This is a genomic window from Parabacteroides faecis, assembly GCF_014647375.1.
In the GTDB taxonomy this organism is placed as follows: domain Bacteria; phylum Bacteroidota; class Bacteroidia; order Bacteroidales; family Tannerellaceae; genus Parabacteroides; species Parabacteroides faecis.
In genome coordinates this window covers 29,196-51,658 of record NZ_BMPB01000006.1, presented here as the reverse complement: position 1 = coordinate 51,658, position 22,463 = coordinate 29,196, and the positions used below count along the sequence as shown (strand labels likewise).

At 40.0% G+C, this 22,463-nt stretch carries 13 protein-coding genes; all 13 read right to left on the bottom strand.

The features are described from left to right. Positions 1-12: 12 nt before the first annotated feature. The 13 genes from IEY67_RS09410 to IEY67_RS09350 all read right to left on the bottom strand — a co-directional run bounded on the left by IEY67_RS09410 (position 13) and on the right by IEY67_RS09350 (position 22,440). Complete coding sequence (locus IEY67_RS09410; RefSeq protein WP_183668161.1) at positions 13-2,409, bottom strand: TonB-dependent receptor domain-containing protein; 2,397 nt, start codon at positions 2,407-2,409, stop codon at positions 13-15. Between the two features lie 112 nt (positions 2,410-2,521). Further along, positions 2,522-3,235 carry a LytR/AlgR family response regulator transcription factor gene (locus IEY67_RS09405; RefSeq protein WP_183668159.1) on the bottom strand — a complete coding sequence of 238 codons (714 nt, stop codon included), beginning with the start codon at positions 3,233-3,235 and terminating at the stop codon, positions 2,522-2,524. 1 nt (position 3,236) lies between these two features. Further along, positions 3,237-4,253 carry a sensor histidine kinase gene (locus IEY67_RS09400; RefSeq protein ID WP_183668157.1) on the bottom strand — a complete coding sequence of 339 codons (1,017 nt, stop codon included), beginning with the start codon at positions 4,251-4,253 and terminating at the stop codon, positions 3,237-3,239. A gap of 114 nt (positions 4,254-4,367) precedes the next feature. Beyond that, positions 4,368-4,916 (bottom strand): 3'-5' exonuclease, encoded by a 549-nt coding sequence (locus IEY67_RS09395; RefSeq protein ID WP_122373888.1) that lies wholly within the window; start codon positions 4,914-4,916, stop codon positions 4,368-4,370. Positions 4,917-5,051: 135 nt separating this feature from the next. After that, positions 5,052-7,988 carry a glycosyl hydrolase gene (locus IEY67_RS09390; RefSeq protein WP_183668155.1) on the bottom strand — a complete coding sequence of 979 codons (2,937 nt, stop codon included), beginning with the start codon at positions 7,986-7,988 and terminating at the stop codon, positions 5,052-5,054. A 52-nt stretch (positions 7,989-8,040) separates the two neighbouring features. Continuing rightward, complete coding sequence (locus IEY67_RS09385) at positions 8,041-9,684, bottom strand: RagB/SusD family nutrient uptake outer membrane protein (protein WP_183668153.1); 1,644 nt, start codon at positions 9,682-9,684, stop codon at positions 8,041-8,043. A gap of 11 nt (positions 9,685-9,695) precedes the next feature. Further along, the gene (locus tag IEY67_RS09380) at positions 9,696-12,953 is read right to left on the bottom strand and encodes a TonB-dependent receptor (protein WP_183668151.1); all 3,258 of its coding nucleotides are present in this window, start codon (positions 12,951-12,953) and stop codon (positions 9,696-9,698) included. A 291-nt stretch (positions 12,954-13,244) separates the two neighbouring features. Beyond that, entirely contained in the window at positions 13,245-14,252 is a 1,008-nt protein-coding gene (locus IEY67_RS09375; protein WP_183668149.1) for a FecR family protein, read from the bottom strand. 86 nt (positions 14,253-14,338) lie between these two features. Further along, positions 14,339-14,911 (bottom strand): RNA polymerase sigma factor, encoded by a 573-nt coding sequence (locus IEY67_RS09370; RefSeq protein WP_122355726.1) that lies wholly within the window; start codon positions 14,909-14,911, stop codon positions 14,339-14,341. Between the two features lie 143 nt (positions 14,912-15,054). Next, the gene (locus IEY67_RS09365) at positions 15,055-16,227 is read right to left on the bottom strand and encodes a purple acid phosphatase family protein (protein WP_122373944.1); all 1,173 of its coding nucleotides are present in this window, start codon (positions 16,225-16,227) and stop codon (positions 15,055-15,057) included. A 10-nt stretch (positions 16,228-16,237) separates the two neighbouring features. Then, the gene (locus tag IEY67_RS09360; RefSeq protein WP_183668147.1) at positions 16,238-17,905 is read right to left on the bottom strand and encodes a RagB/SusD family nutrient uptake outer membrane protein; all 1,668 of its coding nucleotides are present in this window, start codon (positions 17,903-17,905) and stop codon (positions 16,238-16,240) included. 12 nt (positions 17,906-17,917) lie between these two features. After that, a complete protein-coding gene (locus IEY67_RS09355; RefSeq protein ID WP_183668145.1) occupies positions 17,918-21,250 on the bottom strand; it encodes a SusC/RagA family TonB-linked outer membrane protein in 3,333 nt (1,110 codons plus the stop codon). Between the two features lie 167 nt (positions 21,251-21,417). Further along, positions 21,418-22,440, bottom strand: coding sequence for a FecR family protein (locus IEY67_RS09350; protein WP_183668137.1), 1,023 nt, complete (start codon positions 22,438-22,440; stop codon positions 21,418-21,420). Between the last annotated feature and the right edge of the window lie 23 nt (positions 22,441-22,463).

The following is a 22,463-nucleotide window of genomic DNA, read 5'->3' as shown; positions in this document are numbered from 1 at the left end:
TTGATGAAACATTCAAATACGATTACTTTCATCTACATATCTTTTCCGGTTGGCGGCTTTGGCTTCTTTTCCCTGCCTGAGTCGATACGAGAAAGAAAGACGAAAAAGCCTTCCCAATTCCCTTTCACGACTATTATAAAACCGTCCGGGCATTCTCACTTCTCCTTTCAGCAGGTTGGATTCGAAGATGTCATCGACAGTTAAAGAGATGGTTCCATTACCCTTAAATATTTGCCGGCGTATTCCGGCATTAGCTATAAACATGGGCTTAAAAGAATATTGTCCGTCAGCGTTTTTCCCCCGATAGGATAAATTTATTTCCGCTGTCCAGTTTTTGGAGAATTCAAACAGGTTGTTTAAACCTGCATAAGGAGAAAACAGGGATGCTTTTTCTTCTTTATCAAAAAAGAACCATTTATATCTTTTATAATTCAATGAGAGATTTGCACTCACTTTCCACCAGGTAACCGGACTGAAGACTGTGGAATTTAAACGCAATCCGTATGAGTAGCTGGATGATAAATTATCGGGATAAACCAATATCCGGTCGTTTTCTTCCAGATGGAAACTTTTGCTGATAGGGTCTTTCACATGTAAAAGGAAAAGACTTGCTTTCATCTTGTCTTTCCAGACAAAAGACAGTTCTATATTATCGGACAACGAAGGTTTCAAATCCGGATTTCCTTGTTCGTGCATATAATTGTCGAATATATAGACAAAAGGATTCATATCATTGTAGTTAGGACGGTTTATACGTCTGGAATAGAGGGCAGACAAGGCATTCCCGTCTGGATGCTTATATTCTAATGTTACCGAGGGAAACAAATGCGTGTAATGCTGGGAGATTCCTTTTACATTTGTATTTTCAACCCTGAATCCTAATTGTGTGGATAGCCTATCTGAAAAACGGGTTTCAAGCTGTAAATAAACAGCATTTATATTCTCATTATAAGAAAACTGTCGGCTCAGCTGAACATCTTCTTTCCATTCATTATCAGACCGATTGTGATAAAGGGTAAAATTATCGACAGAAACAAAGGATGTTTTTACTCCGGCACGTACTTTGCTCTTACCTAACGGGAAACTAATATTACTTTCTCCCGCATAAATACGTATCTTCCCCCCCATATCACCTTTCAAGGTATCTTGTTTTTGTTGCCCTGAAACAAAGTCGTTGAAAACATCATACTGAAACTGATTTTCAGGCTGATTGTGATAGACAAAATCGAAATAGTTATTCCATTCCACTTCTTTCTCCGGTTTGTACGACATATTTATGCCTCCTGCATACGAACGGGGATATTTATTGTTCCTGTTACTCGTGAACAGTTCCGACCGCAATGGATGACCTGATTCGACAATCCGGGAGCTGATATCCCCGTCCTGCCTCCGGTCCATAATAAAACCGTTGGAATAGACTCCCAGATAGATTTTCGATGAGACATCATAATCAAATCCTACACGATAATAATGAGAGTCATATTTCCATTTTCTGTATGTATGCTGGTGCATAAATTTACCCAACGGTTCCTGAGTGACCAAATGCAGGTCTTCCCGTATAACATTTAAATCATTGTAGCCTTTACCCGTGTAATAAGAATAGTCAGCAAACAGGCACAATTTTCCATCACGGTATGCGTAATTAAAACCGACATCACCGCTGGCATATTTACCTTGCGTGTAACGAGAATTGACGGCAAGGCTGGTTCCTCTGAAAAAATGCCTGTCCATTTGCAGATTAATAATACCCGCATTCCCCGCTGCATCATACTGCGCCGAAGGATGGGTGATCAGTTCTATTTTACTTACGGAGGTTGCCGGCATGGAACGTAACAAGTTCATAAGATTATCTCCGGACAAATAGGTGGATTTGTTATTGACAATTATCTGCGAACCGCTCTGTCCGTTCAGTGATACGGTCCCGTCTTCACTAACGAAGACACCCGGCATTGTTTTTAATACATCCAACACATTGCTTCCTGCCTGGGTAAGAGGAGAAGACAGGTTGATAATTGTTTTCCCGGGAGAAAACACAATTTCGTTTTTAGCGGCTGTAACTGTTATCTCCGACAGACTAACTGCAGATTCTTTTAACCGAATATCTCCCATATCTATATTTTCGGTTTTGACTTCCAGAAAAGAGATATTTTTTTCAAACCCCAGCATGTAAATTTCGATCAGATAAGAGCTTTTTGAATTCGCATGAACCGTAAACAATCCATTTGTATCAGAAATCACTCCACTGACCAAAGTACTATCCTGTTCATGGTAAAGCATCACGGTACAATTGGGTATAGCCAGACCACTATCATCGATAATGCGTCCCGAAATCCTGATACTTTGTGCGTAAGTGTTCAGGGAGAAAAAACAAATGAACAGAAGAACGGAAAAGAAGAATCTGTTGACCATAATATATCTTGTTTTAAGTTACTTACGGTCAAAATTATTCCGGTAAACCGCCTAAAACAAAAAATATTGACGAACGACATATATCGATGGATATACTACACTTTTTCTCCTTTTACTCCTTTTTGGGGGAAATGATATAACTGCCTAATATGCGCATCACATCTTCACGCTGGCTACGCCCGATGGGAAGTATCTTATCTCCTATTTTTAGTTGATTACCTGTTACAGCGTCTATTTTATTGATATTAACGATATAGGAACGATGTACCTGCATGAATGAACTTTGCGGTAATATGACCCCAAATTGTTTTAAAGGGATACTGACTATATCTTTCGATGACGGCGTATTGATAATGACATAGTTTTCCATGCTCTCTATAAACAATATCTGCTCGAATATGATTTTCTTTAGTTGCTTATTGCTCCGGACAAAAACGTACGAACGCGAGTCGATTTCTTTTCCTGCCTTTTCCATAGTAACTTGTATGTTATTTATGGCTTTCATGAACCGCGCAAATGAAATCGGTTTTAACAAATAGTCAGACACGTGGAATTCATAGCTTTTCAAAGCGTACTTTTCATAAGCAGAGGTAATTACAGTGAGAGGCGGATTTTCCATATTAGCTAAAAAATCGAGACCCGATAAATACGGCATCTCAATATCAAGAAACAATAAATCGACCTTCGTCGTTTGTAATAGATTATTCAATTCGATCGCATTCTTACATTCTCCTGCTAATTCCAGAATATCTACTTTCTCGATATATTCCCGCAACCCTTTACGAGCCAAAGGTTCATCGTCTGTTATTACACATTTTATCTTCATCTTATTCCATCTCTATTGTTAATGTTGCTGTGAACAAATCCTGTTCTTTGTTGATTGACAAATCATGTCTCCCCGGATAAAGTATTGATAATCTCTGTTTAAGATTAACAAGTCCTATCCCTGCCTTTTGTTCGGATTCAGGATACCTTATGATTGTATTGGTTATTTTGAAAATAACCATATTACCTTGTTGACTTACCCGAATGCCGATATAAAAATTCCCATTTACATATTTGAAGGCGTTTTCGAGTAACGGATGAAAGAGTAACGGATGGATTTTCCTTTGGTTATCGGCTATCTCTGTTGAGAAATCCACTTTCACTCCTTCTTCAATCCGAAGTTTCTGAAAAGCGATATATGTATTAAGAAATTGAAGTTCATCCTCTAACGGAACCTGTTCTTCCGCATCATAAAGCCGATATCTCAACAAACCCGAAAGAAGCTCGATACCTTCTTTAGCAGCCATATTAGTTTCATCTACCAGAAAATAAATTGTATTCAATGCGTTAAACAAAAAATGCGGATGATACTGGGCTTTCAGGAACTTCATCTCTGTTTCAAGCTGAGCAGCTTTTACCCTTTCCAATTCAAAGTTCTGCTCATCAACCTTTCTTCTATTATACTCATTCCGTATCAATGTAAAATAAAACAACAAAATCGGTACACAGACCATTACTGCAATTACATAATCTCTAAAGTAATCCGGCAGACTCAATAAAATATGTATAATAAAAACAGTAATAATAATGCATATAGAAAAGTAAATAGCAGCCAACCCATATTCTTTTACAATATCTTTCCACCCTTTTTTATTTGTACTTCTTTTTACAAAGAGCAGATACAATCCCCTGTCAATTAAATAAAAAAAAGGAGGACTAATTATTAGTTCTCTCAGATGTTGTGAAGGTGTAACCCAAAAAGTATTATCTATAGAAATATCGGTTACCAACCGTATTGCTTGTTGGCATATAACAGCTAATATTACAGGTGAAATCCATTTCTGTAAACGATACATCATATTTTATTTACGTTAGAATATCAAAAGCTCTCAAAACTACCTTCAAATTGAGATAGAATAAAATTTATTTGATGAATGTAAGCTTTTTCCTTCTAAACAGCAAATATTCCTTTGTCAACTTCTTTTAGAACAGGACAATAATAGTTCCTGCAAAGTATTGGCACCTTTCTCACGCATCATTGCTACAGCGATATGTGCACAGGCATAAGCATCTGCCATCGCATGATGATGATTCGTCAGGTCATAACCGCAATAGGCTGCTACGGTATGCAGCTGGTGGTTGACCAGAAAAGGGTACATCTTTCGGGATAGCCGGCAGGTACAATAGAACTGATATTTGGGATAAGCCAGTTCATAGGCCATATGGGCGGCTTTCAGGCATCCTTCATCGAAAGGACTGTTATGAGCGACCAGAGGCAGATCCGCAATCTTCGGTGCTATCTTCGCCCAGACTTCTTCAAAGTCAGGAGCCTCGTTTGTATCTTCCGGTGTCAGGCCATGAACAGCAGTGGTCCACTGGGTATAATAATTGGGATACGGACGGATCAAACTATATGCCTGGTCGATAACCTGATTGTCTTCTACAATGACAACCCCGACACTACATACACTACTGCGTTTCCCATTGGCGGTCTCAAAATCTATTGCGGCAAAGCGTTCCATAAAGCGTTTCAATCATTTTTGCAAAGATAATCAATAAACACCAGGAGCTCGATAACATTTGCAGATTTCCACAGCAAAGAAACGGGGAGTAAGCTCCATTGATTTTGAACCACTCCCCATTTTTTAATCATTCAGTTATTTCTGCAAAGTAACAGGTCCGATAAGTCCCGATTGCTGCAATGGCGAATCTTTATTATAGAATTTCCATGAAGTAAATGTATATCTATCTTTCACCGGACGCCGCTTATTCTTGATAAACCAATCCGGCAATTCTTTCAGACCATAACCCTGCGTATACTTATCGTAACCGCCGGGGCGATCTCCTGGAGTACCAGGATTGATATATTCGGCATCATCAGGATATTGTTCATCACCAATCATCCTGTTTGCCCAGGTATTGGCAACTTCTATTTCCAGAATATTCCCCTGACTTTTGAGTAAACCTTGTGGTACCTGCACCTGCCACGGCGTACACCAGACAATGCCTAGCTCCTTTCCATTCAAAATAACCCGGGCCATATTTTTCACAATACCCAAATCTAGTATTGATGCTGAAACATCTGCCGCATTAAATGAAATCTTGTATTTCGCTATACCAGAGTAATATTTGATTCCTTTATCCGGATTTTCAGCCCAATCATGCAATTTATCGAAGACAACTTGTTTAGGACCTCCCCAACGAGGATCAAAACTAACATTCCATTTACCTTCAATTTGTTGTACTTCCTCTTTTTTCCGAAAATTCGGAGTCCGCACCGTCTTCTCTGAAATAGGTTTGGTAAAAACCAAGAATCCGCTTTCACGAGGAAGCATTTCAACCGGAATAATGATACGTCCGTCAAAAACATCATACTCAGTAAGCTCACGTCGCTCCCCGTTAACAGCATTCCACCATTCAGGCTGAAGTCCGTTCCATTTAATGTTCACCTTCGCTTTCACCTTTTCTCCACCCCGATGGCTGATGAAATAAAGATCTCCCTGAGAAAGTTTGCGTTGCCCGTAAAGCATATCTTTTACTTCCCAAGGGTCTCCTGTAGATTGGAAAAACAACTCCGGAAGTCCCATTACTTTTTCCATTGCTGCATCTACCGGCATTCCGGAAAGAACACGTCCTTTTCCAAACTGAATATCAGATGCAGAGGTTGCTGATAAACCAAACCACAATTCAGAGATCAACCGTTGCATTCTCTCATCGCATTCCGGATAATTCTCCATGCTCAATGATTGAACAGGAGGAGGATTTCCGATTAAAGTGGCACCCTGGGCAACCAAATCCCGTATTTTTGCCAATGCTTCCGGACGTAAACGTTCTCCTTCTTTCAATATCAACGCGTTAAATTCAGTGCCATGAGGCAAAACAAGCTTGCCATCACGAACACTCAACTTTTCCAATAAAACATCATCCGTAAGACATACCTGACGATAACGTCCTTCGATAAGCGTCGGCATGGAAGATATTTTAGTTGGGTATACCAATGCATCGGCAACAGGCAGTCCTGCCTGCATCATATAATTACATCGGGCAAGATAGTTATGCCATGCTCCGGCAAAGGGCCACCATGTAAGATACCGACAATATTGTGTACCAAAATAGCCCATGGTGAATCCCGGTTGATATTTATCAGAGAATGCATTATGGTAAAATCCGTGTATATAAAACTGATTTACGCCTTTAGTCAATGCATAGTCCGCTTCGTCTTTCAATATCCACGGATCATTTCTCCAGGCACTTTGATAAGGTTCTGCGGTAAAAGCTTCAGCCCATATTACATTCCGCCCATATAAAGAAGATGCTTCCATTGATGTACCGATAATATCCGACGGAGGTCCTTGCCTTTTCCCGTGTTGGTCCAAATGTGATCTTACCCAGAATTCCACACCCGGCTTTTTAGATATCCCGGCAATAGACTGCCAATCGAGAGGAATACCAAAATAAGGTTCCAACAACCATTCCAGATTATTTTCATCTGCCAATTGCTGTAACTTTCCATGGAACCTTTCCGCATATAATTCGGAAATCGTTCTTTGCATATCCCAACGAAAACGATTTGTCAGTTCCTGATCTTTAATGACCATATTATTATCTTTCCACGCCGGCAACCAAAGAGAACAGTCATATCCTCGTCTTTTCTGAAATTCTTCAATAAAGTCATTTCCAAAATCCTGATAACCGGCTTCGTAACTGTCATTTTCAAATCCTCTGAAAGAAGTATACCCCTTCTGTTTCGCTTCCTTATTGATCCGTCCTACTATATTATCATACACAAGACGAATTGCATCCGGATCCATCCGGTCTACTTCATGCCCTACCGTTTCTATATCAGCAGGATGATTGAAACTGTTCGCTGTAACAAGTGCCATTCTCCATATATTCCACTTACCTTCAGGAACATTCCACACGAGTCTTCCATTTGCATCCATTTTATCGGTTAATACGATAATTTTATCCGGATCTATTATTTCCCCGGGTTTAGTTTCCGGAACAGCCAGTACCAGCATATCTTTATTAAAGGTTCCCGGATCAGGTATTTTCTGTCTATCCTTATTCCATTCAGGTATAGAAAATGAAGGAGTAGGGACATAAGCCTTTTCCAAAACCGCATCAAAAGAGATAGGACCTTCTACCGTTTTCTTTGAATATGAAAGTCGTTTAAGACTCTTCTCTGCAGGGACCCACGGTCCGCCGGTATGACTCCAACCGGTACAAATGAATAATCTTACCTCTAATCCTAAACGATCGGATTCCCCTATGGCAAAATTCATCAAATCAAACCATTCATCACTTAGGACTTTCACTTTCCCCGGATAATCTCGATATGAGAAAACATACGGCCAAGGTTGCTGGTCGGACATAACCATGATCATGGTTCCTCCGATCCCCTGGGCTGCCATAGCTTCCAGGTCTTTCGTAATTCCTTCCCTGCTCACCATTCCTCCAAGCCATTGCCAAAGGACATGCGGACGACAATCAGCAGGAGGTTTAACAAAATGCTGCTCCAAATCAGACGAAGCACTGACTACTCCCGTCAGAAATAAGAGTATTGATATTATAAAACTAACAGATCGTTTCATATTTACTTTATTCTTTACATATGTGATATTAAGACATTAATTAAAAACACAATTAATATCCTGGATTTTGTTCGATAGCCCCCAGACTTTTCTCTACTTCTGTCCTGGGGATTGGTAAGTAATAATTCTTAGGATAAAAGTTGCGTTGAAATTTTATCACCTCCGTATATTTCTTCGTCTGGTCGTTTTCTTTTATAATTTCCATCGAAATCAGAGGTTTCTTTTCTGTTTCTTCTGCGATTTTCCAACGCCGCACGTCAAAGAAACGATGATACTCAAGTGCGAGTTCTACACGTCTTTCATTTCGAATACGTTTTCTCAATGCTTCTCCGCTATCTGTTACATCAGGCATCTGAACACTGGACCGACGACGTACCATATTCAGATATTTTCTTGCGGTATCTTCATCGCCCAATTCGAATTTTGCTTCTGCGTAATTCAACAGAATCTCTGCATAGCGAAAGAATATCCATGGGCTTGTAGGATTTTGAGAAGAGCCTGTCGGAGGTATAGATTCATCCAGGAATTTACGCAAATAGTAACTGGTTTCACTCGCAAGCCAGGTCGATCCTCCCCCTGTATAATCTTTATTATCTCTTCCTCCTTTAAATGTTTCCGTTTCACGCCCCTGCCATACGGAGCCGTCATATAAGATCGACGCATAGAACCGGGGATCACGTCCTTTATACGGATTTTGAGGATCATATCCTGAAGTCGGATCAGGACGATATGTTCCATCCGATTGTTCTATGCAAGGTAATTTTCCCGTAGCTTTCATCTCATATGAATTAACCAGGTTTTGTAACGGGTCCATTGTTCCATGTCCGCCATCTCCGCTACGTCCTTGTACCATACTAAAAACCGTTGAATTACTTTGAGTAAATTGTCGTGCAAATATGATTTCATCATTATCCTTTAGAAAAATCGATTCATAATCATCCTGAAGACTATAACGAGTATCTATTAACTTTTCTATAGCCTTCGCTGCTCTTTCCCAACGCGCCATATCATTGTCGGGATTATGGAGCGGGCTTGCCCAATATAAAAGGACTCTTGCCATCAAAGCCTGACAAGCATCACCTGAAGCACGCCCGGTTTGATTTGCAGGCTGTCTATCCGGTAACATAGATTTTGCTTCTTCCAGTTCCGTTACAATAAAATTCACACATTCTTCATAACTATTTCTGGGTATACTGTAGTCTTCGTTAAGCTCATACACTTTTGTTATAATAGGAACTCCGCCATAACACCATAACAGATGTGCATAGATATATGCACGCAGAAATTTCAATTCACCAAGCATTCCATTACGTTGTTCTTCAGAAAGAGGTGAGCCTTGAGACTTATCGAAGAAAGTGTTTATCTTTCTTATATTAGAATAAGCAGTCCCCCAATAATTGAGATGCGTAGGTAAACTATTCACATTATCCGGATCCAATGCCCCGGCAAGCAGCTCCTGTGAGGCATAATCGTTTGAGCGAGACCAAAGTTCATCAGTATAACTACCTTGCATATATTGGTCAAAACCATGAGGTAAAGCAATATAACAGCTATTTACGTATAATTGCATTAAAGAAGGATCATTCCATACATCCTCATCCGATAATTTATCCAAAGGTTTAAGATCCAAAATATTGCATGAATTCAAGAATAAAACGGAGAGTATAGAATATAGTATATATTTAATCTTTTTCATAACACTACTTTTTAAAAGGTTACATTAATGCCAAAATTAATTGTCCTCTGAATTGAATAATACCAATAATCATTGGTTTCAGGGTCATATCCAAGATCTCTCATACTGTCATATATCAGGAAAAGATTATTTCCGCTGGCAGAAATACGAATATCGCTTAAACCCATTTTATTAACAATCGGTTTCGGCAAGGTATATCCGATTTCAAGATTCTTTAATCTAAGAAATCCTCCGTTTCTGATCCAATGCGTATTATAACCGGAGTTGACATTTGCATTTGCTGAATTAGCACGCGGCATCGTCGCATTTGAGTTGTCTGCTCCCGGAATCCATCTGCCATCGGCACGCCATTGTAAAAAACCACCCCAGGTATCACTCATCGTACTGAAGAAGTTAGAATAGATATTGCCTTTACCTTTGACCATAGGAACATTACATCTTTCCTGTCCCTGTAGAAGTACTGACAAATCAAAGCCTTTGTACTGGACAGTTCCCGTCAACCCAAATGTCATTTCAGGAATATCTGTTTTAGTGATCAATATCTGGTCTTTTTCATTAATCACACCATCTCCATTCGTATCTCTGAAAATCAGGTCGCCAGGGCCTGCATTCGATAGATGCGGATAGCTAGCCAGGTGTTCCTCATCTTTGAATATACCGATTGCGTCATAATATAATTCAGAACCGTAAGGATTTCCTGTTTTGACCTGATAGGGTTCGGCAGCCGGAGCCTCATCTATAAATTTTACTTCGTTACGGGCGAACGCTAGATTTCCGGAAATAGAATAGGTAAAATCCCCCGCGGTATTATAATGAGTCAGTACCAATTCAAATCCGCGATTAAGAACACTTGCAATATTCTCGTCCGGCAAAGTTATACCGGTATAACCAGGAACTGTCGCATTACGTTTACCCAGAATATCATCTCGCATAGAACGGAAATAATCAAATTCCACTCCTAATTTTCCATTCCATAAATTTGCATCCAAACCCACATCCCAAGTCTTGGATGTCTCCCAGGTAACATTCGGATTAGGTACACGCGTTTCATAAATACCCTGGACATCCATATTGTTAACTACATAATTATTGCCGTAGGAATAAGTCATCAGGTACTGAAAATTATCTATTTTATCGTTTCCCATCATACCCCAACTCGCTCTTACTTTCAGATTGTTCAACCAATCCATATTCTTCATAAATGCTTCTTCTGACAATCTCCATGCAGCAGAGAAACTGGGGAAATAACCGAAACGGTTATTTTTGGGGAAGTTCGATGAGCCGTCGACTCTCAAAGTTCCCTGCAGGATATATTTTCCCTTATAGTCATAATTCAATCTTCCAAAATAATTCTGTCTGGCAAACTCGCTACCATAACCTTCGATACCCCACTTCGTTTTATCCGTTCCCCCTACATTCAATATAGGAAGAGATGTCGATTCAAATTCCGGTTTACTGGCACTCAGATAATATCCCTTTGTCTGCGTCTGCTCATAACCTAACATGACATCCAGATTATGATCTCCAAAAGAATGAGAATAATCGGCTTTTAACAAAAGATAAATGGAAGAAGGCATATCGCTCCTGTCTTGCAAAGATGCTTTTGCAGGCCCCATACCGTCCAAACGCTTAATATATTCACCTGTTGCCTCATCCTTATTATACACATAAGACGGGGTTTGAAATGTTTTCCAATATTGAAAACGTGCATCATACGAACCACGTGCCGTAAGAGCCAGTCCTTTAACCCATGGAACCTCCCATTTCAAAGAGAGATTTCCTTCAAATTTATTATTTTTAATCTCATGCCATCCCGCATTATCATTAACCATATTAACGATGTTTTGATCTCCGCGCAAGGGTTGAAGATGGTCAGTTCCAGGCCAATACAATTGCCATTGTGGTGCATAAAGGAATATATGACTGATTAATTCATAAGCACTATAATAAGGAGAATGACGAGAATCATATTGACCTGCGACATCCAGACTTGCAGTCAGACCATGTGCTACTTTAACATCTATATTAGAACGAATATTATATTGGTTGTATTTAATAGTGCTCCCTTCGAATTGTCCATTCTGTTTCAATTCACCTAAAGACAGGAAGTAATTTACCCGGTCACCACCACCTGAAATCGATAAATTCGTACGGTGTTGCGGAGTCCAATTGCGAATCATTTCATCAAAGAAATTGGTTGAAGTATATCCGGGCTCCGTTCCAACTCTAAATTTTTCCATTTCTTCTGGTGTATAAGCCATAACAGGTTGTGTATTCGGGTCGGCATGCTCCCTGACACGGATTTCATTTGCTACAGATGCAAAGGTATAAGCATCCGCCATTTTAGGATTCCTGGTAGGCTGGGCAAATGTCTGATTATATGAAAAATTAATTGTCGGTTTCCCTTTTACACCTCTCTTTGTTGTAACAACGATCACTCCATTAGAGGCACGTGAACCATAAATAGCGGCTTCAGAATCTTTCAGAACGTTCACACTTTCAATATCATTGGGATTAAGCTGACCTAGACCGGGACGTTCCACTCCGTCGATAAGTATCAGCGGACTACTATCACCGGTAGTACCCCGCCCACGGACCAGGATACTGGCATCATCACCTCCGGGTTCTCCACTACGGCTATTTACAACGACTCCAGGTAGACGCCCTGCAAAAGCAGATGATATATTTGCTGTAGGAGATTTCATTATTTCAGTACCTTTTACAGAAGATACAGATCCTGTTAATGTACTTTTCTGCCGCGTACCGTATCCTACCACAACCACTTCTTCCAATGTATGAAGATCTTCTTTTAAAATGATCTGAAAATCACTTTTATTACCCACATTGATCTCTTGTGATAAATATCCGATATATGAAACCTGAATTTGTGCACCTGCAGTTACCGTCAAAGAGAATATGCCATTGGCATCAGTCATGATCCCATTGGTCGTCCCTTTCTCTATGATATTGGCTCCGATGATCGGTTCGCCTTTATCATCGACAACAACTCCACTCACCTCCTTTTTCCCCGTCAATTTCGGAGATTGCGTGGATGATACTGTAATCAGTATCTTATTTCCCGAGACTTGATACTGAAGATTTCGTTTCGATAAAATTCCTGTTAATAAACTTTTTAATGATTGTTCCTTCACTGAGACTGTAACGGGTTCTTTTCCTGTAAGATCTGCATCCCTATAAGAAAAACGATAAGTTGACTGTTTTTCTATTTCCTGAAAAAGACGCGGTAATGTCACATTCTCTAATTTCAAGTTAACAGTGCCTGTTTGAGCATTCGCTGATATTGTTGTTAAAAAGATAAAACTAAGTACAAGTAACAAGTTTGTTCCACAAAATTTCGTACTTTTACACTTTATCTTAACTACGTTTTGTATAACATTCATAATAAGAAATTTAAAGTTGACTTTTAGTTTTTTTATAGCTATGCTATCACATAGCTTCTCGAACTGAATTCGACGATTTATCCGGAGAGCCGGCCCGCTTTCCGGATATTTTTTTCTTCTTCCTATGTTTTCATACTTCTCTTTTTTAAGGTTAATACTTTATTTATTTGTCACAAAAAGTTGAATGACTTCTCCTTTTATCTTATAATCAAATCCATAATGAATTTTCAGTATCCTCATTACCTCTTCAATCTCTTCCTTATCAAACACACCGGTATAAGTTTCCTTGACAAGTGATGAATCCTCGATTTCAAAAGATACACCATATTTCCGTCCGACTCTCTTCAATACATTATCTATTGATTCAGACCTGAACACCAATTCTTTACTTACCCAAGCTGTTTCTAATATATTTGAAGTTATTATTTTCTTCATTAGCCCTGTTCTCTTATCATAAATAACTTTCTCATTCGGTATGACATGTATTTTCTCAAAAGGCGGGCAGACAGAAGAAACAGTCACACTACCATGCACCAATGCCATTTCCAGTATATCCTTATCGGAATAAGCATATACATTGAACGAAGTACCAGTTACTTCAATATCCATAAATTCAGTATTCACTACGAATTTTTTTTGCACGTCTTTCTGCACATCGAAATATCCTTCGCCAGAAAGAGACACACGGCGATCTTTTTTCCCAAAATCCTGTTTATACGAAAGCACAGATTCAGAATTAAGTTTAACAGCCGTTCCATCCGGTAAAGTGATTGAAACCCGCTCTCCTTTTCCGACTTTGACTTCCATAACCCGGTCTGCTAACTGAGTAATTTCACGGTTATCAACATAGAAATAGACCGATAAGCTTCCCATTAGTAAAAAGGCCACAGCTGCTGCGATTTGTCGCCAGGCCAACTTTCTTATTCCGGGAACAGGCTTTACATTCATTTCTTGCCGGATACGAAGCAATAGGCTTTGGGCATCTTCCGACGATAAACATTCGTTATTATCCCAACTATTCCAACTATCGAGCAATACAGGAAAAAGTTCTTCATCCGAATGATTATTGATTTCCTGCCTGAGTTCACGAAATTCTTCCCGGCTTATTTTTTCAGCCTGATATTTCGTTAACCAATCTTTCAAATTTCTATATACTGATGTACTCATAAACCGGAGATTTCGTTTGTTTATGAGTTATATCCCGAAAGGCTACATTTATAACATGCATTTTCGCATGCTATAAAACATATTTCTCAGAAGTATATCGTGAATAATATGAACAAGTAGGAATAATTGGATAATTCTCTACGCAATACTTTCAATGCTGCTGAAAGTTGGTTACGCACAACCTGTTCCGTTATAGATAAGCGGGAAGCTATCTCTGTAATAGAAAGATTATATTCTTTATTCAGAGTGAATATTTCTTTTTGGCGGGGTGTCAGCTTCTGTTTGGCAGTTTCTAATTCTTTCAGGAAAAGATCAAAATCATATTTAGCTTCTACATCTTCCGCTGAAACGACTTCTTTTTTGATCTCCAGATAATTCTCCATTTGCGGATGATTCAATTGACGGCGAAGCTCTTTCAATAAAAAATGATAGGAAATTGTAAACAAATAGGCCTTGAAGGATGTATCCGGATTTATACCGGCCCGGTTCGTCCAGATCTTCACAAACGTTTCTTGCACCACATCCTTTGCTGCACTGTCCGATTTCAGATAAGAGAATGCAAAACGGTAAAGCCTGGCGCCCCAAAGATTGTACAGAGCGTTAAAACTAGACTCTGATCCTTCGGTTAACTCTTTCAATAATTTTCTTTCCTCCAACATGCTTCCCGTTTCCTTTTTGAATCACAAATATATGAAATAAAAAATACCCGGGCATAGTAGGATATATAATAAACTTACTATTGCCCGGGATTTCATTCTACCACTTTTATAATAAACAGGTAGTTTTCTTTTAAAGGATCGCCTTATTTAGCATTCAACACGATCTGATCTACCGTTTTCCCTTCCAGATCCATTACTTTTAATTCCAGTTTATTGTCCTTAGTGACACCTTTTACAACCGTTTTATGGGCATTATCTATGACAGGAAATTTAACCGAAGAAGTAGGTTTGTTATTGAAATAACGATGTAAATGCCCGGATAACATAACATCGACATTCGCCTCATTTAAAATCGGGACAAATTTTTCCAACACTTCTTTTTGTCCATGCCATAATCTTTTATCCGGCAACGGAGGCATGTGGGCAATGATCACTCTGTATTTTGCCTCCGTAAAATCCTTTGATTTCACAGCCTCAGCCAACCATTTCGCCTGTTCTGTCCGATAGTTGTCATAATCAGTTATGCCACTATATTCAATATCTGAATCCGGCTTATCCTCTCCCGTATCCAGGAAGATATAACAGATCGGTCCCTGACGAAGAAGAAAATACAGATGAGGTTCCTTCGGTGAGAAATAATGCTGAAACGAAGCAGCAAATATACCACGAGTCTCATGATTTCCACGGGCATAATACATCGGAGTTTCTTTGGCAAACATATCAATGGAAACATCCATAAAGCCAGTGAAAAGCTCTTCTTCATTCTTTAGCTGGCTCAACATATCGCCATTAAAAATAACCATATCGGTATTCTTATAGTCTGCAACTTTCAACAGTTGGGGAATATCACTCGTACGACCATGAATATCATTGATCATAATGAATGATGTCTCCGGTTTATTCCGGTCATTCGTTTTAAAAACCAGAGGATCGGCTCCGTATACATCTGTTGCAGCCACCTTCCCGTACATAATTTCAACACCCTGGTGATCGAGAACTTCCTCTGCATAGACACGATAACGATAGTTTGTACCCGGGGTCAGTCCGGTTATTTTCACCGCATGAAGCAAAGATGTATTTTTTACCCCGTTGGTTGAGTCGAAATACTTCGGACGGGCTTCCTGGTAATAATCGCTACCGTCGTCAGGAGCCAATTCCACCCACCCGACGGATGGCTTACTAGCCATCCAGACGATCGTAACTTCCGTTTCTTTGAGGTTCTGAAGATAAGGACCATGTTTGATCGAAATGCGATCCTGAGCAAAACCCAATACGGAAAAACATATACAAAGTAAACTTAACAACAATCTTTTCATATTTCTGCTATTATTCATATCCTTCATTCTGTTTTAAATTTGGATTTTTATCGAGTTCGGCCTGCGGGAACGGTAAATATCGGTTATGCGTACGGAATGCACGGTCTTCAATCTTCCGCAATGATTCATTGGATGCCGTTGGAGTATCAACGGTTGCTCGTAAATCACGATCCGGCTCATTCACATTGACAGTTCCTATCATGCGATATAATGTTCCGTTCAACCGGGTTTCTGCCAGCATTTTTCCATTTTGATCTTTCCAACGTAACAAGTCTGCGCGGCGTAAACCTTCCCCAGCCATTTCGATACAACGTTCGCGGCGAACCAGTTCACGAAGTTTTTCCTGTGTGTTATACTTTGCCCTGTCTACAGCGACATGACCGCAACGTGCCCTGAGCTGGTCCAATATACTATACACCTCCTCCAGATTTTCATTCTTTTCAATATCGATTTCAGCAATCGTCAGTAATACTTCTGCATAACGGAACAAAATCGGACAGGTATTTTCATTATCCAGCGAGGCTGAATACTGGGATAAAGGAACCGTGTATTTAGCCCAGATCATACCGGTCCGGGAAGAATTATCGGCAGCATCCATATAATCGGCATTCGAGCTACCGTCGATCGATTTATCCAATGTATTTATCACACGCTGTTTTCCATCAGAACCAACCCAATCCATTCCCGGATAGAGGATTGTCAGAGCCAACCGAGGATCTCTGTTTGCAAAAGGATGTACTGGGTCATAGCCTGATCCCTCCTCTTCCGGACGTAATCCGGACTTCATTTCATACATATCCACCAGATTCTGCGTTGGTACCATGGAAGCCCAGCCTCCATCCTGATTATTGAACATACGAATCATATTAGAAAATTCATACGTATTGCTTACATGCTGCATAGCGTATATGATCTCTTTCGATCCTTGTCCTTTTATGCTGAACATCTCCTGAAAATTCGGATCCAATTCATACTGGTTCAGATTCTGAATAGCACGGGCAGCACTCATCGCCAGGTCGAGATCCCCCCAATACAGAGCAGCACGCATCTTAATAGCCAAAGCCGTACCCTTGGCAATGCGACCACGTTGTGACGGTTTATCATTCAGGTCAGGAATAGCGGCATCCAGTTCGTCATAAACAAACTTTTTCACCGTCTCTTCCGAAGCCCGTTCAACCTGTGCTTCTGCAGACGTTTCCGGTTGATCGGTTATCAGAGGAACACCACCATACCAGAAATTCATATGAAAATAACGATATGCTCTGATAGTACGCACCTGAGCAAATAAATCTTTCTTTTCAGCCTCATCTGCAAAAGTTACACTTTCTGCATTTTCCAGGAATGTGTTACAACGGCGGATGGTTACATAACTATAATAATTCACCGTTGCCGCCTGTGTCATCGAACCGTTACCGGTTACTTTTAATGAACTTGTATTACTATAATTAAAACCAATATCCGAAAGGCAGTCGGCATAAAGAATATCTGTCGAACCATTTTTTGCCTCATTCCATTTATCATAGCAGGCAGTAACGGCACTCTGTACATCTTCCTCTGTCTGCCAGAAAGTAGACGGAGATAACTGATCGTATGGTTTCGTATCGAAAAAGTCATCACAGGAGCTTAATGCCGCTCCGCACACAACTAAAGAGAGAGATAAATATTTTAATGATTTCATAATTCGTGAATATTAGAAGGTTATATTAACTCCGATTGAATTTGTACATACCTGCGGATAATGAGAACCACGACCCGAGGGTGCTTCCGGATCGATATTAACCGGCAGGTTATCAAACTTGAACAGGTTTTCTCCTGAATAATAAATCTTGGCACGTGAAATGCCTATTCCCTTCAACCAACTGTCAGGTAAATTATATCCGAACTGGATATTTTTGATCCGCAGATAGTTCGTTTTGAATATCCAGAAGGTCGAATAATTCGAAGGAGTACTGTTAGTACGGTCAGACTCTGCAACACGAGGAAATGTCCCATCCGGATTTTCCGGAGACCAGGCATCAAACCAGGCAGTGGAAGGGTGAGAACTATCTCCGGTAAATTCACCGAATACCTCATTATTGAAATAACGCGATACACCACAGGCTCCCTGCATAAAGACAGACAGATCGAAATTTTTCCAGGAAGCAGACAGGTTCAAACCAAAAGTCACATTCGGCTGTTCGGATCCGGCAACATCACGGTCGGCCGAAGTCAGCTTTCCATCCCCATTCACATCTTTATATTTAATATCGCCTGCTTTAAATGCATTACCGAAAGGATTTCCGTATTTTTCCGTATAAGCATCGGCTTCTTCCTGGCTTCTGAACAGTCCGTCAGCGACATATCCGTAAAAAGACTTATAGGCTGCACCTACCCGATTGATAAAATAGGCATTGTCTTTATCTACCATTTCATTTACACCGCCCAGATTCAGTATCTCATTCTTATTCACTGCCATATTTCCGGTCGCTCCAAATGTCCAATCATTCCACCGTTTATGGAAAGAAGCTGTTACTTCAAAACCCGAGTTACGCATGGCACCTACATTATCCTTATATGGATCGAGTCCGAAACTACCGGGAACAGGAACATCCATAATGATACCGGTTGTTTTACGATTGTAATAATCCAAAGTCAAGTCCAGACAGGAAAGTACACTTAAATCAAAACCAATACCCCAATTCGATGATTTTTCCCAGGAGATAGAAGACAATTTCTGTGCTTTCTGCATTATACCTGTATTTACATTTCCGTCAAAAGGATAATTACCGCCACTGCTTGAACCGATCGCATAAGTGATCAACCAGGGATAATAATCGTCTAAAGCCTCCTGGTTTCCCAGCTGTCCCCAGGATGCACGCAGTTTCAGAGATTGCATCCAATCACGTGCTCCTTCCATAAAACCTTCTTCAGACATACGCCATCCGGCAGAAAGAGAAGGGAAATATCCCCAACGGTTATCGGGGCTGAAACGGGAAGAAGCATCCGCTCTAAAGTTCGCTTCAAACAAGTATTTTCCGGCATAATCATAATTCACACGTCCAAAATAAGACATCATAGCCAGTTCGCGGGAATATCCCTCATTGGTTTGTGTCGACTGTGTACCGGCATTAATATCCGTCATATCATTATTCGGGAAACCCTTACGATAAGCCTTAGTATATTTATAATTATACTTTTCAATACGATAACCGACCATTGCTTTCAGATTATGGTTACCAAAACTCTTGTCATAATTCATCAACAAATCCAAAGATGTACGGTTCCATAAATAAGTCCGTTCATCCAGAGAATTAGGACCATGATATTTAATCGAATTATATTGAATATCCTTAACAAATTCTTTCCTGTCCTGAACATCGGATACATATGCCCCCTGTGCAGTAAATTTCAGACCTTTCATCACATTATAATCAACGGCCAGAATACCTGAAAAGTTCTGATTGTTACGATTCAATGTCTGATCCAGATCCAACCAGGCAACAGGGTTACCATCACCGATAGTTCCATAGGTTCCGTCTTCATTTTTATACGGTATCCAGGGAGCGATACGGTTCAACTGACGGATAATCTGATCGGATCCTCCTCCTACGTAAGAGTTCGTCGGATCTGCATAATCATTATGAATGAACGACATATTTGCACGGACATTGACATGATCCGATAATTTGGCATCCAGATTCGTTCGCATGTTGAACTGTTCACGGTTGCTATGCTTCATAATACCATTCTGGTTCAAGTAGCCTACCGAAGCCATGTATTTTATGTTCTCAGACCCACCGGATAAATTTATATTATGTTGGTGCATAAATCCATTTCCGGCAAAGCCCAAATCATTCCAGTCTGTATCCGGATGGCCGTAAGGATCAGTTCCGTCACGGAACAAGCGGATGTCATCTTCTGTAAAGCGGGGAGCTTTACCACTCGATTCCAACGCTTTGTTATAGTAAGTCGCAGCATCAGCAGAGTTCATTCTTTCTACAAAACCAGTAGCAGTCTGCCAACCGAAAGTGGCATTATAAGCAACGACAGGACGACCGGAACTACCGCGTTTAGTAGTAATCAAGATGACACCATTGGCTGCCTTCGAACCATAAATAGCAGCTGATGCAGCATCTTTCAGAACGGAAATAGACTCAATATCATTCGGATCGATCTGATTCATAGATCCTGATTCTATTCCGTCGATCAAAATATAAGGATCTGAATTATTGAGGGTTCCCGTACCACGCACACGTATACTGGTATTGTCGCTGGAACCAGGACGTCCCTGGCCTGCAGTAATCGTCAAACCCGGCACAATCCCCTGAATACCGGAAGCTACAGAAGTAATAGGACGTTGTACCAATTCCTGGCTGGAAATAGAAGCGACAGACCCTGTCAGATTCACTTTCTTCTGAGCTCCGTATCCTACCACAACGATCTCTTCCAGTTTCTGTGTATCCTCCATCAACTTAATATCGAAAGTAGATTGATTTTTAACCGGAACCAATTGCTCTGTATAACCGATATAAGAAATACTCAATGTAGCACCGGCAGATACTTCCAATGCAAACTTACCATCCATATCAGTAACCGTACCGTTCGTAGTTCCTTTTTCCACTACATTCGCCCCGATAACCGGTTCACCCGTTGCATCGACAACCGTACCTTTCACCGTTCGATTCTCCTGTTGCGGAGCAACTGATGTCGCTTTCAACGTCAGCACGATCAAGTTTTCTTTCTCTTTCTTGTAAGTGATATCCGTACCGTACAATAACTTATCCAGCACTTCTTCCACCGGAGCATCTTTTACCGTCAGAGATACGATCTTATCCAGGCTGGATAAATCTTCATTATAAAAAAACTGATAATTCCCCGAACGTTCTATTGCCTTCAAGGCTTGTCGTAAAGTCTGCTTTTGAATACTTACCGATATCTGACCTAAGAGGGAAGGCGATATCAACAATATAAATAATACTAATTTAACCCAGCTAAATTGCCGTTTTTTAAGGACGTAAATAGTCCTGCTAATTAAATAATTCATAAATTTGTAGAGATTAAAGGTATTTACTAATTGCACTTACTATTTGCGAGATACCTAAGTGCGGTTATAAATCACGATAGGGGATGGTGCCAGGCACTGTCCCTTTATTACTCCTCTCATTCTGTGTTTTTCATATCCTATAATTTAAAAGTTAAACAACAATATATCTATTTCAATGCTTTTTCATAATATGCTTTCTGCTTCACATTCTCCCATAAGATAATCAAGCTATCCTTCACTTCATACGACAAAGGAGAAGTCAGGGACAGTATCTGTAAAATACTTTCCAAACTGGTATTTCCGGGTGTTCCTGTAAAACGATATTTTTTTAATGATTCCGATTCAAAAACAATGCGGGTATTGTAATAGCGTTCCAGAGTGTGAACGATATTTTCAAAAGTTTCCCCTTTAAATGTCAGTTCATTGAATTTCCAATTAATATACTCTTTAGCGTTTTCCACACTACTCTTTTCCATATGCCCGGTCTGCTTATCAAAGACTATTCTTTCATTCGGATTTAATATCAGGCGATCATAACTGCTTGATACTTCAACTTTTCCAGTCATTAAAACAGTGGATATATCCTTTTCTTCTTCATAAGATTTCACATTGAAGCTAGTGCCCAATGCCCGGACTGCCAAATCATTCGTCTCCACAATAAAAGGGCGATCCTTATCGGGAGCCACTTCAAAATAGGCTTCACCTTCCAGTTCCAGGATTCTCTCTTTAGATGTAAAACGGCTTCCATAAATCAATCTTGAATCGGAATTAACCCATACTTTAGAACCGTCAGGAAGTACAACATTTGCTTTTTGCCCTTTTTCGACCGAGACAATCATATCTTGCATCTTCTGCTGTTCCATAGCATAACGATAGACTGAGATTCCGGTCAATAATAAAAGTATTATAACAGAAGCTATGCGGGCAGTCCATAGATAAATTGTACGATATTTATTCCTTTTCAGCGGTGCCTGTTGCATTTCCAAGCTGATTTTCTGCTTTATCTGCCCCAGTAATTTTTGTTGTAAATCAGTATCCATTCCGGAAGAAGCAACATCCCATTCCTCATCCATCCAATCCTGAAACGAACCTTCGCTTTTCAGCCATTGGATCAATATCTGCACCTCTTCTGGCGAAGCTTGCTTCAGCAGAAACTTATCGAATAATTGTATGTAATCTTGCTTTTCCATTATTTTGTTCTATTAGGTATACA